Annotated in this window: 14 protein-coding genes; 6 read left to right on the top strand and 8 right to left on the bottom strand. The window is 40.6% G+C overall.

Annotation, left to right across the window (positions count from 1 at the left end):
* Positions 1 to 5 precede the first annotated feature (5 nt).
* The 5 genes from ACHWSC_RS06840 to upp all read right to left on the bottom strand — a co-directional run bounded on the left by ACHWSC_RS06840 (position 6) and on the right by upp (position 3004).
* Positions 6 to 416, bottom strand: coding sequence for a BrxA/BrxB family bacilliredoxin (locus ACHWSC_RS06840; RefSeq protein ID WP_070563263.1), 411 nt, complete (start codon positions 414 to 416; stop codon positions 6 to 8).
* A gap of 150 nt (positions 417 to 566) precedes the next feature.
* Positions 567 to 1100, bottom strand: coding sequence for an AAA family ATPase (locus ACHWSC_RS06835; protein ID WP_201666476.1), 534 nt, complete (start codon positions 1098 to 1100; stop codon positions 567 to 569).
* Positions 1101 to 1123: 23 nt separating this feature from the next.
* Positions 1124 to 1726: a nicotinamide riboside transporter PnuC gene (gene pnuC / locus ACHWSC_RS06830; protein WP_394676268.1), complete on the bottom strand. Its 603-nt coding sequence runs from the start codon at positions 1724 to 1726 to the stop codon at positions 1124 to 1126.
* Between the two features lie 52 nt (positions 1727 to 1778).
* Positions 1779 to 2252, bottom strand: a complete 474-nt coding sequence (locus ACHWSC_RS06825; RefSeq protein WP_046672303.1) for a ribonuclease H-like YkuK family protein — start codon at positions 2250 to 2252, stop codon at positions 1779 to 1781.
* Positions 2253 to 2356: 104 nt separating this feature from the next.
* Complete coding sequence (gene upp, locus ACHWSC_RS06820; RefSeq protein ID WP_394676267.1) at positions 2357 to 3004, bottom strand: uracil phosphoribosyltransferase; 648 nt, start codon at positions 3002 to 3004, stop codon at positions 2357 to 2359.
* 283 nt (positions 3005 to 3287) lie between these two features.
* On the opposite strand from upp, the gene uvrB reads away from it, so the two are divergent.
* The 5 genes from uvrB (at position 3288) to ACHWSC_RS06795 (ending at position 9097) form a co-directional block, all read left to right on the top strand.
* Positions 3288 to 5321: an excinuclease ABC subunit UvrB gene (gene uvrB / locus ACHWSC_RS06815; protein ID WP_075990954.1), complete on the top strand. Its 2034-nt coding sequence runs from the start codon at positions 3288 to 3290 to the stop codon at positions 5319 to 5321.
* A gap of 131 nt (positions 5322 to 5452) precedes the next feature.
* On the top strand, positions 5453 to 6058 hold the full coding sequence (locus ACHWSC_RS06810; RefSeq protein WP_075990955.1) for a porin family protein: 606 nt from the start codon (positions 5453 to 5455) through the stop codon (positions 6056 to 6058).
* A gap of 346 nt (positions 6059 to 6404) precedes the next feature.
* Positions 6405 to 7436 (top strand): glutamate 5-kinase, encoded by a 1032-nt coding sequence (gene proB, locus ACHWSC_RS06805; RefSeq protein WP_046672306.1) that lies wholly within the window; start codon positions 6405 to 6407, stop codon positions 7434 to 7436.
* Positions 7433 to 8683 (top strand): glutamate-5-semialdehyde dehydrogenase, encoded by a 1251-nt coding sequence (locus ACHWSC_RS06800; RefSeq protein ID WP_394676266.1) that lies wholly within the window; start codon positions 7433 to 7435, stop codon positions 8681 to 8683. The genes proB and ACHWSC_RS06800 overlap by 4 nt, the downstream gene beginning before the upstream one ends.
* A gap of 39 nt (positions 8684 to 8722) precedes the next feature.
* On the top strand, positions 8723 to 9097 hold the full coding sequence (locus ACHWSC_RS06795; RefSeq protein WP_232475671.1) for a hypothetical protein: 375 nt from the start codon (positions 8723 to 8725) through the stop codon (positions 9095 to 9097).
* A 74-nt stretch (positions 9098 to 9171) separates the two neighbouring features.
* On the opposite strand, the gene ACHWSC_RS06790 is transcribed toward ACHWSC_RS06795, so the two are convergent.
* On the bottom strand, positions 9172 to 10308 hold the full coding sequence (locus tag ACHWSC_RS06790) for an acyl-CoA dehydrogenase (RefSeq protein ID WP_201666467.1): 1137 nt from the start codon (positions 10306 to 10308) through the stop codon (positions 9172 to 9174).
* 347 nt (positions 10309 to 10655) lie between these two features.
* Between ACHWSC_RS06790 and ACHWSC_RS06785 the strand changes: the two genes are divergently transcribed.
* The gene (locus tag ACHWSC_RS06785) at positions 10656 to 11291 is read left to right on the top strand and encodes a peroxiredoxin (RefSeq protein WP_075990959.1); all 636 of its coding nucleotides are present in this window, start codon (positions 10656 to 10658) and stop codon (positions 11289 to 11291) included.
* A gap of 78 nt (positions 11292 to 11369) precedes the next feature.
* Here the strand turns inward: ACHWSC_RS06785 and ACHWSC_RS06780 are convergent, their stop codons facing one another.
* Both ACHWSC_RS06780 and ACHWSC_RS06775 read right to left on the bottom strand, forming a co-directional pair.
* Positions 11370 to 12476 carry a serine protease gene (locus ACHWSC_RS06780; protein ID WP_236582662.1) on the bottom strand — a complete coding sequence of 369 codons (1107 nt, stop codon included), beginning with the start codon at positions 12474 to 12476 and terminating at the stop codon, positions 11370 to 11372.
* Positions 12477 to 12500: 24 nt separating this feature from the next.
* On the bottom strand, positions 12501 to 13073 hold the full coding sequence (locus ACHWSC_RS06775) for an RNA polymerase sigma factor (RefSeq protein WP_075990961.1): 573 nt from the start codon (positions 13071 to 13073) through the stop codon (positions 12501 to 12503).
* Positions 13074 to 13397 lie beyond the last annotated feature (324 nt).

Genomic DNA, 13397 nt, shown 5'->3' with positions numbered 1-13397 from the left:
CGTGATTAACAGTACTCGTCAAATGCTGCAACTAAATTGTCAGCAATCATTTGTGCCGGGCGACCTTCAATCATATGTCTTTCAATCATGTGTACCAATTTCCCGTCTTTAAATAAAGCCATTGCTGGTGAAGATGGAGGGTAAGGCAACATGTAGTTACGTGCAGTGTTTACTGCATCAGTTTCCATACCTGCGAAAACAGTCACCAATTTAGCTGGGTGTTTTTCGTTTTTTACAGCAGCTTTTGCAGCAGGACGTGCATTTGCAGCAGCGCAACCACAAACAGAGTTTACAACCACAAAAACAGTTCCTTCTGATGCGATAGCCTGATCAACTGCTTCAGGTGTTTTTAATTCTTCGAATCCCGCATCAACTAACTCTTGACGCATTGGAGTTACTAAATATTCTGGATACATTATTTCTTAAGTAAAATGTTAATATTCTATTTTAATTGTATTTATAAAGCTTTCTGTCGCCGGGCAAGTATACTTACTCCGCATAAACAACAGCTATACTTTATTCCTACAAATATAGCTGTAAAAGGCTGCTTCGTCAAGACACTTGTCTCAAATCAATGTCAGAAAATCTTTTATAGCATAAAGTCCATTTTCAAGACGTTGGTCGCCGAGTCCCGAAATAAGACGATAATTCGCATTAATGGCGTTCAATTCGTTTTTCCAGATCTCCATGAAATGTTCGCGCTGTTCGGGAAAATCCCGTAGTGGATCGTCCTGCCAGGGTAGATCGATATCCATCAGCAGATAGAGATCATAAACATGTTGTTGAATTTTATCGGTGACTTCCTGTGGTGTATGTCCGAAAAGATGATCTGACCAAATTTTGACCGTAAGGAAGGTAGTGTCACAGATGAGGAGCTGTCCTTGTGCTAAAGGGACCAACGCTTCCTCTAAGGCGACCTGTCCATAAAACATATTGACTTCGTCCTGTAAGGTATATTTATTGTTGAGGCTTTGGCAATAATAACGTGAATATTCGGGCACGCATACCGTCTGAAATTCCTTGGCAAGAAATTGTGCCATCGTTGATTTTCCGGTGGACTCGGGGCCAACAACGGCAATTTTTATGAAATCTTTTCCCACATCGATCGTTTTGATAGGCAATATTACGCAAAATTTTTATAGGTTTTCTGCCAATCGCGATAGCCATTCCAAGCAATGAGTGTGAAAACAAGGTAGAGTACTGCGGTCAGCATAAGGTCTTTGTGTATATAGAGCGGGATATAACAAATATCCACAAATACCCATAAGAGCCAGTTTTGAAGCACTTTGCGTGTCATCAGAAATTGAGCAACAAAACTTACGGACGTGCAGAAAGCGTCAATATAAGGAACATCGGAATTTGTCTTGCTATCGAGGAGATAACCGATTGACAGTGTCAGGACGAGGATTGCCAGGAGGCAAAGAAACAACTGCCCCTTGCTGGCTTTAACGATGGGTTTCTTTTTTTCTTCTTTTCGTTTTATCCAATAATACCAGCCATAAACAGCAGTAGACAGAAAGTAGAATTGCAGTACAGTATCTCCATATAGTTTGGCATCATAAAACAGAATAGCATAGGACGCCACGCTGATGATACTAATCGGCCAGTTCCATATATTTTGCTTAGCGGCCAAATAGACACAAAGAAAGCCTGTCAGGGTACCTAACCATTCGAGCCAAGAGGTCTGGGCAAATTGACGTGCAATCTGCTGAAAAAATTCATGCATGTGGTGTATTAAAAATTACACCCTAAATATACAAAGTCTGCCTTATAGTCAATTATTGAACCTGTTTATTAGCGCAATTGGTACTGGCAAAAGACTCGGGCTTGGCCTTAAAAACAAATCCCATACCCATAATATAGCCCATGGCTTCTTTCAGGGCAACATTTGACTGGAAATTTGGATTGGTGTTGATGTCGGCGTGGACTTCGAGGTCTACTTTGTGTTTTTCGAGGAGGGGGCAGAGTTGATAGGCTATATCGATGGATTTTTGGACTTCGAGTAGCATCCTTTCTTTAATGCTCATTCGGTGGTGCCTTTTGTCCCGTTGGATAAACATAAATCCACCTTTATGTTCCCGGAGAAAGACGATGACTGTTGCGAAGTCGATGATGCCTCTCTTGACTTGGGAATCGGTGCCGATATAAACCTTGAGCTTATTCCCTAGGGCATCTTCTCGTTTAATAACTTCTTCAACAGCATCGAAAATCGTGGAGCGAATGGATTCGCCATTGTATTTTTGCCATCTCATAGCGATATAAATTAGATATAAAAAAATTAAACTTCGTCATTGACATAAATTTACTGAATTTCAATGAGCTAAGTGTTAATTTAGTTTTAAATAATTTATCCACATTAATGGTGTTTTACACCATAGGCCAGGTCTCCGGCATCACCGAGCCCAGGTACAATATAGGCTTTTGAGGTCAGTTCGTGGTCGACGTCACCAACCCAGATATGCGCCGTGGGTACAAAAGCCTGAACGTGGTTTAGTCCTTCTTCGGATGCAATGGCCGCAACAATGTGTAATTCCTTGATGTCATATTCGGCCAGGAGATCCTTACAGCATAAAACGAGGCTCTTTCCTGTAGCCAGCATGGGGTCTACAATGATTACTGTACGATTATCTAAGTTTGGTGTATTGACATATTCCTTATGAATTTCAAACTCACCGCTCTTTTTTGTATGCCGATAGGCTGCAATGAAGGTGTTATCGGCCTGATCAAAAACATTTAAAAGTCCCTGATGAAAGGGAAGGCCCGCTCTCAGAATTGTAGCGAGTACGGGTTGTTCCATCAAGAGATGGGTTTTGGCCACACCTAACGGAGTTTCAACTTCAACAGGTTTGTAGGTCATTGTCTTGCTAATTTCATAAGCGAAAATTTCACCTAATCGTTCCAGATTCCGACGAAAGCGCATGCGATCCTGTTGAATAATGTTATCTCTCAGCTCGGCAATAAAATGATTTGCAATGCTATTTTGGGTAGATAGAATAGTGACCATGGCGTGTGTGCTAGTTCAATTAAACTAAAGATAATAAATAATCAATTGAAAGTAATAACATCTATGGTATTATTATAGTTTGCGCTAAAATGGTAAAATTTTTAGTAAATTTGTGTAAGACCTTAGAAGGATATGGCCTGGATCACAGGTCGAAAAATCGTCTTTTTGCAGATTGAAACCATCGGATCATAAAAGCTGTTTTTGAGCTTACGGCTTAAGTAATTCGTGGTGCAATGTTTGCTGGAAAAGGCCTGAATAGTTTTCTTTAAGAAATAGGAAGTATATGAAATTTGAATTGACATCGGAGTACAAACCCACAGGCGATCAGCCAGAAGCAATTAAGCAGTTGGTAGCAGGTGTAGAGCAGGCAGAGCAATACCAGACGCTTTTGGGGGTAACGGGATCGGGTAAGACCTTTACTGTTGCCAATGTGATTCAGGAAACGCAAAAGCCAACATTGATTTTAAGTCACAATAAAACATTGGCGGCTCAGTTGTACGGTGAATTCAAGCAGTTCTTCCCCAATAACTCGGTCAACTATTTTGTGTCTTATTACGATTATTATCAACCCGAAGCTTTTATTGCTTCGACAAATACCTACATCGAGAAGGATTTAGCGATTAACGAAGAAATCGAAAAGTTGCGTTTGGCGACTACCTCGTCATTGATGTCGGGTCGGCGTGATATTGTTGTCGTTTCTTCGGTGTCCTGTATCTATGGTATGGGAAATCCGGAGGATTTCTCCCGATCTATTTTTCGTTTTGGTGTCGGTATGACTGTCACAAGAAATGCTTTCCTGCATAAATTGGTTGAGATCTTATATTCACGGACGACCGCAGAGTTTAAACGGGGTACCTTTCGTGTTAAAGGTGATACCGTGGATGTGTTTCCGGCATACTTGGATAATGCCATTCGGATTTCATTCTTTGGGGATGAAATTGATGAACTGAGTGAGATCGATCCTATTTCGGGTAAAACGCTCAACAAGATGGAAGATCTTGCTCTTTTTCCGGCAAACCTTTTCGTTACACCGAAGGAAAAATTCAAGGAATCGATCTGGGCTATTCAAGATGAATTGATGCAACGGAAAACGCAACTGGAAGAGGAGGGCTTAATGCTTGAAGCGAAGCGTTTGGAGGAGCGGGTCAATTATGATTTGGAAATGATGCGTGAACTGGGCTATTGCTCGGGAATTGAAAATTATTCCCGCTTTTTCGATGGTAGACAACCGGGGATGCGTCCGTTCTGTTTGCTGGATTATTTTCCGGAGGACTACCTCTTGGTCATTGATGAAAGCCACGTCACCTTACCACAATTGCGAGCGATGTATGGTGGTGACCGGTCGCGAAAAGTTTCCTTGGTGGAACATGGGTTTAGGTTGCCAGCAGCTTTGGATAACAGACCTTTGAACTTTCCGGAGTTTGAATCCCTGACGAATCAGACGATTTATGTGTCCGCAACTCCGGGCGATTACGAACTGCAGCAGACCGAAGGTGTTGTTGTTGAGCAGGTCATTCGTCCAACAGGACTTTTGGATCCGATTATTGAAGTACGGCCAGCGATCAATCAGGTCGATGATTTCTTGGAAGAGGTCGATAAGACCATCAAAGAAGGAGGGCGTGTTTTGGCTACTACATTGACCAAACGCATGGCCGAAGAGCTTTCCAAATATATGACCAAGCTGAATTTAAAAGTCCGTTATATTCACTCCGAAATTAAAACCTTGGAGCGTGTGGAAATCTTACGGGGTCTTCGCTTGGGCGAATTTGATATCCTGGTCGGGGTGAACTTACTCCGTGAGGGGCTTGATTTGCCTGAAGTTACGCTTGTCGCTATTCTCGATGCGGATAAAGAGGGCTTTCTGCGTTCCGAACGATCGCTTATTCAGACGATTGGTCGGGCTGCCCGGAATGATAAAGGTCGGGTTATTATGTATGCCGATAAAATGACGGATAGTATGCGTGTCACAATAGATGAAACCAATCGTCGCAGAGACAAGCAGATGAAATATAACTTGGAACATGGCATTACACCGCGTACAGTCGGCAAAACAAGGGAGGAGATTCTGGAGCAGACTTCTGTTGCTGATTTTTCGGGTATTGAACCTAAAATTTATGTTGAACCTGATCCGTCGCAAGCCATTGCAGCTGACCCAGTGATGCAATACCTCAGTGAGAAAGATTTGAAGAAGGCGATCGATAACGTAAGGAAGAAAATGGACAAAGCTGCAAAAGAAATGGACTTCTTGGAAGCAGCGAAATATCGTGATGAAATGTTCTCCTTGGAGAAGCTCTATGAAGAGCGATTCCCATCGTAAAATAAGGTGGTTTGTTAATATGTATTAATTATTGTTAATCAATATTAAGATTTGTTAAACAACGCTAAATAGCGTTTAAATTAAGATTCCGTCGTGCATATTTGTGGCAATTGTAAATAAATTGACCACATATGAAACATTTAATCTGCAGTATAATACTGTTTTCTGTGCTTTCCACAGCGTTCTGCCAAAGTAAAATTTCCTACGGTATAAACGCCGGGTACACAAATGCCGGATCATTGGTATCCAATAAACGAACGCACAGTTATAGCTTCCGAAGCATTTCGGGTGTTACAGCAGGGCTTTTTCTTGAAATACCGCTCGTTGGTGGACTCTCTATTCAGCCTGAAGTAAACTTTACCCAAAATGGTATGGAGGCAAAGCATGCCCTTGAAAATAACTGGACAACATACCGAAGAAATGCGATCGATATTCCTTTAAACATAGCTTATAATATTACGGTTGGAGAAGGTCGGATTTATCTTGCTGCTAGTCCCTATTATGGTATACAGATGTCTGTGAATAATAATGATGGAAAATTTTACGATGCAACGACCAATCCTTCAGACTATGGTTTGGGTTTTAACTTAGGTTACAAATGGAATGGGGGCTATGGTTTCTTCATTGGCTCCAATTATGGGATGAAGGATATGAGCGTCAATGAAAATGTAAAACTCTATAACCGTACGTTCAATGTTGGCTTACGATTTGACCTCCATCAGATACTAAAAAAATAGCAATAAATATATCTTTAACGAGAAGCAGCATTCCATCACCTATATCGCCTCAGAAAGTGGCAACTTTTTTGGTATTATATTGGAATTGCTGCTTTTTTGTAAGCTCAAGTTTTATGTTTTCATCTTCAGGCCATTTGTACTGATCGCTGAGATCTGTATTGACCTCTGAGATCTACGCTAATTATTTTCCTTTCTTTCACATCGGATGTCTCCTGATCCACTGGAATCGACCTTATTCCATGAGTTTTTCAATTGAATTATATTGTTCAATTGTTAACATATTTTGCGTAAATCAAATTCTTCTCAGTAAATTAGTGCTCAAATCTAAACTAAAACATACTAAAAAATGAAAAAGCCAATTCTCGTTGTCAAATTTGGATCGGCTTCTATTACCACGAAAGAGGGAGAAGTTGATGAACGTATTGTTTTGGAGATCGCTAGGCAGATTGCTTCCTTACAAAAGAAATACAATATTGTCTTGGTCTCTTCAGGTGCTGTTGCTGCCGGTAAACGTTTTCTGCCCAGTTATACGGGAACGTTATCCGAACGAAAGGCCGCTGCTGCAATTGGGAACCCCATATTGATTAATACGTATTCAACTTATTTCCGACCGTTTAAAATTTCATTGGCGCAGAGTTTATGTGAGCGACATCATTTTTCCAATCGAGATCAATTTCTACAATTGAAAAATACGTATGAGGAATTGTGGCGGAACAATGTTATTCCAATCGCAAATGAAAATGATGTGGTGAGTAATAAAGAACTGAAGTTTTCAGATAATGATGAGCTGGCAACCTTGATTGCTGTTGGGTTTGGTGCCGAAAAATTGCTATTTAGTACTTCTGTCCCCGGTGTGTTGGATGCAAACAACAAGATTATACCGCAAATTGAAACCATCGATCGGGATATCTTAGGTTTAGCAAGGAAGGATAAATCTTCAGTAGGATTGGGGGGAATGACCTCGAAATTGAACTTTGCCCGACTGGCCAATCAGATGGGGATCGCTGTTGTGATTTTTAGTATGCAAACCGAAGAGGCGATCCAAAAAGCGGTTAAGCACGAGACTGGCACATTGTGTCTGGCTCAAAGTAAGAAGATCTCTTCCCGCAAGAAATGGCTTGCGAGTGGAAGTTTGATAAAAGGGGAATTGATGGTTGACCGTGGAGCGGAAGAAGCATTATTGAAACATAAAAGTTTGCTAGCTGTAGGGGTAACCCGTATCGTTGAACATTTTGAAAAAGGAGAAGTGTTAAATATCGTCAATCTAGAAGGCTTAACCGTTGCGGTAGCGCGGGCGAAGATGGATTCATCCGCTTTGTCCCAGACCAGTAAAAAAAATGTAGAAATTGCACATGCAAATGATATCGTATTGTTATGAGTGAATCCATCGTAGAACAACTTCAGGCGGCGGCCAAAGCAAAACAAATTTTGCAACAACTGGCTCCTGATACCAAAATAACTATTTTAAATGCCATCGCAGATGGTCTTGTCGCGCATACTGCGGATATATTACAAGCGAATAAGATTGATTTGGATCGTATGTCTGATGATGACCCCAAAAAGGATCGTCTTTTGCTCAATAGCGATCGTCTAAAAGGCTTGGCTGACGGTGTTAAGCAAATAGCCCAGCTAGCGGACCCAACAGATCAGCTATTACTAAAAAAGATATTGCCGAATGGATTGGAGATCGAGAAAATTACGGTTCCGCTCGGTGTCGTTGGGGTAATCTATGAATCGCGACCCAATGTGACGATAGATGTTGCTGCACTATGTATTCAATCGGGTAACGTTTGTCTATTGCGTGGTGGTTCTGATGCTTTATACACCAACGAAGCGCTGTTGAAAGTGATCCATAATATTTTGGAGCTGCATGGTATCGCAACAACTATTGTGCAACTGTTGCCTGTTGAGAGGAAGCATGTTTCGGAATTATTGGAAGCTACCCAATATGTGGATATTATCATACCACGTGGCTCACAGTCATTGATTGATTATGTCAGGGAGCACGCTAAGGTGCCTGTCATTGAAACAGGAGCGGGAGTATGCCATACGTATGTGGACCGTACAGCAGATTTGGATATGGCAGCTAAAATTGTTGCTAATGCTAAAATTTCCAGGCCATCGGTGTGTAATTCTTTAGATACTGTTTTGGTCGATCGCACTATTGCTCCCGAGTTTCTACAGAAATTGAAAACTTATTTTGAAGATGCTCAGGTGGAAGTTTTTGCGGATCCTACAGCTTATGAGGTACTGCAAGGTGAAAATTATTCAAATTTAAAGCGCGCAGAAGAAGATGATTTTGGAAGAGAATTTTTAGATTTGAAGTGTTCAATAAAGACGGTCTCGAGTTTGGACGAAGCTTTGGAGCATATCACAAAATATTCTTCCAAACATTCGGAGTGTATTGTTTCTTCCAGTGAACTCCATATCGAACAATTTTTGAACACAGTGGATGCTGCTGCGGTATATGCCAATGCATCAACACGTTTTACAGATGGTGGTGAGTTTGGTTTGGGAGCAGAAATCGGTATCTCGACCCAAAAGTTACATGCCCGCGGACCATTTGCATTAGAAAAATTGGTAACAGAGAAATGGATTGTCCGTGGAAATGGACAGATCAGATAAGCATAGATCATGGGATTAAGTTTTAAAAAAGATGTATTGATGAATTGGATCGAAGAAATTGGTAAATTTCTTCGCATATGGACAGAAGGTCATGATGCCTTTACGGAGCCGACTGATCCAGCAGTGTTTGAAGATGCTTATGAAAAATTCTTCGAAAAGAGTAGGGCCTATTTTTTAAATCTTTCCGAAAGTGAGCTTTCGGCATATCTCAAAACAGATCTTCAAATACAGCAACTACATCCATTGGCTTTGACCTTGTTGTTTGATGGTTTGAATGCTACAGATGGTAATCAGGAGAATTTACTTCGCAAAGCAAAGTTTATTTTGAATCTGGCGATGGCCGAAACGGCGAGCTTTGCCTTTCAGGATTATCAATATCTTGCCATGATCGATAACAAGTTGAAGAGCCTTTAAATTTAAAAAACTGTCAGTCATGCAATGCCGCAAAAAAGTTAGACACTTTTTGGGTTCATAGCATGACTGACAGCTTAGCGCAGAATCTCGCGGGCGATCACCAGACGTTGGATTTCAGAGGTTCCCTCGTAGATTTGTGTGATTTTTGCGTCGCGCATTAACCTTTCGACATGATATTCTTTTACGTAACCATAGCCACCGTGGATCTGTACAGCTTCTACAGTGTGTTTCATGGCGACTTCCGATGCATGTAGTTTGGCCATGGCAGCTTCTTTACCGTAAGGAAGTCCCTGGTCTTTCGTCCAAGCGGCTTTATACGTCAAAAGTCGAGCTGCCTCGATATCGACTTCCATATCGGCCAATTTAAACTGTATGGCCTGATGGTCCGAAATTGGTTTTCCAAAAGTCTTTCGCTCTTTTGAGTAAGCCAAAGCGAGATCATAAGCACCGGCAGCAATTCCTAGGGCCTGTGCTGCAATGCCAATACGACCGCCATCGAGTGTTTTCATGGCAAACTTAAATCCGAAGCCATCTTCTCCGATGCGGTTTTCCTTAGGAACTTTAACATCCGAAAATAGGAGAGAATGCGTATCAGAACTACGGATGCCCAATTTGTTTTCCTTCGGACCAATGGTAAAGCCAGCTAGGCCTTTTTCAACGATCAGTACATTGATGCCTTTGTGGCCTTTTTCAGGATGTGTCTGTGCAATGACAAGATAGATATCGGCATGGCCACCGTTGGTGATCCAATTTTTTGTGCCATTTAGTAGATAGTGATCTCCTTTATCTTCGGCGGTCGTGTGCTGCGATGAGGCGTCCGAACCGGCTTCAGGTTCTGATAACGCAAAAGCGCCAAGTTTCTCGCCCTTCGCTAAGGGAATCAGGTACTTTTGTTTCTGTTCCTCTGTACCAAAAGCATTGAGTCCATATAATACCAGGGAATTGTGGGCGGATACAATAACGGCCGCAGAGGCATCAATTTTGGCAATTTCTTCGAGAACAAGAACATAGGCCAACGTATCCATGCCAGCCCCACCATAAGCTTCGGGGGTCATGATACCCATAAATCCTAGTTCGGCCATCTGCTTAACAAAATCTGTTGGAAATTTTGCGGCTTCATCGCGCTCGATTGCCCCAGCCTTTAGCTCCTGGGCGAATTCCCGCGCTGCGTCGCGGATCATTTTATGTTCTTCACTTAATTCAAAATTCATGGCATTTCAGTTTTTTGGTTCATCAGTTACCAAGCCGATAACTTATATATCTAATAAGATTTGCTCTCAAAAAGTTTTCTCCCAACTCACAATCGTTTTATGAGATCGGTGTACCACCATACTCAAATATACAAAATATATATTATGCAAGCATAGTAATTTAATAAATTACTTTTTATACTACTTTTGGTAATCATAATAAGTTTTTGGGTAAAATCCTTACTTTCAATTGGATTAGGGTTAGTTTTTTCATCTTAATTTAAAAAATTGAAGAATTACTTGTTTGCTAAATTTAATCTACTATATTTGTAGACTATATGATTTAAACACATTTAAAAAATAAGATTATGAGTTTAAGATTAGGAGATGAAGCGCCAAATTTTAAAGCGCAAACAACCATTGGTGAAATAGACTTTCACGATTATATCAAAGATAGCTGGGTCGTTTTCTTTTCGCACCCATCAGATTATACGCCGGTATGTACAACAGAGTTGGGCCGTACTGCAAAATTGAAATCTGAATTTGACAAAAGAGGTGTGAAGGCCATTGCGCTAAGCGTCGATAATGTAAACGATCACTTGAATTGGATTAAGGATATCAATGAAACGCAAAATACCGAAGTGAATTTCCCGGTTATCGCTGATGAAGATCATCATGTATCCGAATTGTACGATATGATCCATCCAAATGCGTCCGCAACAGTGACTGTACGTTCCGTATTTATTATTGGTCCTGACAAAAAGATCAAATTGACGTTGACCTATCCAGCATCAACAGGTCGTAATTTTGATGAAATCTTACGGGTCATTGATTCTTTACAGTTAACAGCCAATTATCAAGTGGCTACACCTGCTGACTGGAAGCATGGCGAAGATGTTATTGTCGTTCCAGCGATAAAGACAGAAGATATTCCTGCTAAATTTCCAAAAGGGTTTAAAGAGATCAAACCGTATTTGAGAACTACGCCACAACCTAATCTGTAAGGTTTAGGCTTGTACTAAGGGATAAAAAAAGGCAACGTTGAGAAAACGTTGCCTTTTTTTATAAGCTATAAATGCGTCCTAGTAGACTTTAACCATGTAGATATAGTCTTGCATTTTCTTGATTTGTTCTGTTCTTGGTAAACCTGCCAAGCTATTCTTTTTGTTGATCTTAAGACCAGTAACCAGTGAATCACTTGGGATGTCCGCTAAAGCATTCAAGATTGATTTCGTTTTGATTGCAAAGGCAGCACCATCTATGCCACGTTGTTTTCCGGAAATAATACCAATCACATTACCTCTGCTATCCAATACGGGGCCGCCACTGTTACCTGGATTGACAGGCACGGAGATCTGATAAGCAATGGTATCACCAGCATAACCTGTTGATGAACTTAGGTATCCCTGACCATATACTGCTTCGTCACGAGGAAACCCGATCGTATAAATATCTTCACCAAGATCTGAAGTCGATGTTTTGAATGTGTAAGGTAAGCTTTTAGCTTTCTTAAAGGTCTTATCCGCGATGTATAAAATAGCCAAGTCTTTGCTTGGATCGGTATGTACGATTTGTGCTTTATACGATTCACCTTTGCTATTTTGCAAATAGATCGAATCTGCTCCACTAATGACATGGTAGTTGGTGACAACATAGCCATCTGTTGTCAGCATAAATCCTGTCGCGCCAAACTGGCTTTCGGTACCTTTTACTGATTTTTTGTCATTGATATCCCTGATTGCAGCGTTGTGTGCGTTGACGTTCTTTTTGACATTGTTCATGTCTCTACGTAGCGCGCTGTAATCGGAAGATGCTTTCTCGAGGTTGCTGTAATAACCGCTCAGCCATAATGTGCCAAATACCGCAAATACTGCTACCACTGCAGCCACTAAAGAACTTGCTTTGATACGTTCCCAAAGTGAAATTACCGTTGATTGTTTTATAGGAACCACCTTTGCGGATTTGTTTTGGGTTTTATGGTATTCTTTTGCTGATTGCGCTAATGCATTTTTGAAATCCAGCCGTTGACTAGTTTCTTTCATATTGGCAACAAATTCCCGGTGTTGTTGTAATTGGGCAGCATAGGAGGGCTGATCAGCACAAAAAGATTCAAATGCAGCTTTTTCTTCGGCCGATAATTCGCCGCGAAGATAGTGATCTGCTAATTCGAAAAATTCTTTTTGATTCATTGTTCCCATGGTGTTACACTAGTTTTAATCTGTTGAAAAAAATATTTTTTTCAGCCGTTGTAGGCATTTATACTTCTGAGTCTTGGCGTTATCTGTATTGGTATAACCAAATTTTTCACAGATGTCCTGCATCGAATGGTTTAAGATGTAGAAATCATGTAAGATTGTCTTACAAGGTTCTCCCATTTTCTCTAAGGCAAGCTCCATTTGATCGAACTTTTTTTCAAGTTCTTGATGCTGTTGAAGATCTTCTTCCTCAAATAAGGAATCTTCATAACCTCGAATGTCACTATTGCCAAAACCAGCACGATTGAGTTGCTTAAGCCAAAGCCTTCTGCAAATCGAGTAAAGATATGTTTTTAGTTTGCTGCTGAGCTCAAAGTTCCCTTTGGAAACTTTATCGTAGAGCACAATGACAGCTTCTTGAAAAATATCTTTCGCTTCGTCCTCACTTCCATTGTTTTGCAAGATCATATGGCTTATAGACGGATAGTACCGCTTATAGATAGCATCTATCGCCAAGCTGTTGCCGTCTTTGATGCCTTCAATGATTTGCTCATCATTTTCTAGCAGGACTGATTTACTGAATTTACTCACCTATTAATACCTTAATGCTTAAATTGTAACCCTTTGAAAAATAAAATTCTTCGAAATATTTTCAAACGTAAACTTTTATTTGTTTAAAGCGAAATCTATCCCCAAAAATAAGGCTTATTCCTTGAAACCTAAAGCATTTGTTTTTTATTGAAATCTGCTGCTTTTGGGAGGACATCGTGATTTTTCGCCGTCTCTATTTTTTATGTTTTTGCTTTGTTTTATGTGCAATTCTCGAAGGAAGCTCTTATGGAACGATTTTAACGTTCTATATGGCCTTTTTTTGTATCGAAAAAGTTTCGCAATCGAGTGCTTTAATAATCTGCT

Origin of the sequence: uncultured Sphingobacterium sp. (assembly GCF_964277905.1) — a bacterium.
In the GTDB taxonomy this organism is placed as follows: domain Bacteria; phylum Bacteroidota; class Bacteroidia; order Sphingobacteriales; family Sphingobacteriaceae; genus Sphingobacterium; species Sphingobacterium siyangense.
Note: the sequence above shows the minus strand (reverse complement) of the source record. Positions and strands in the feature narration are given on the sequence as shown.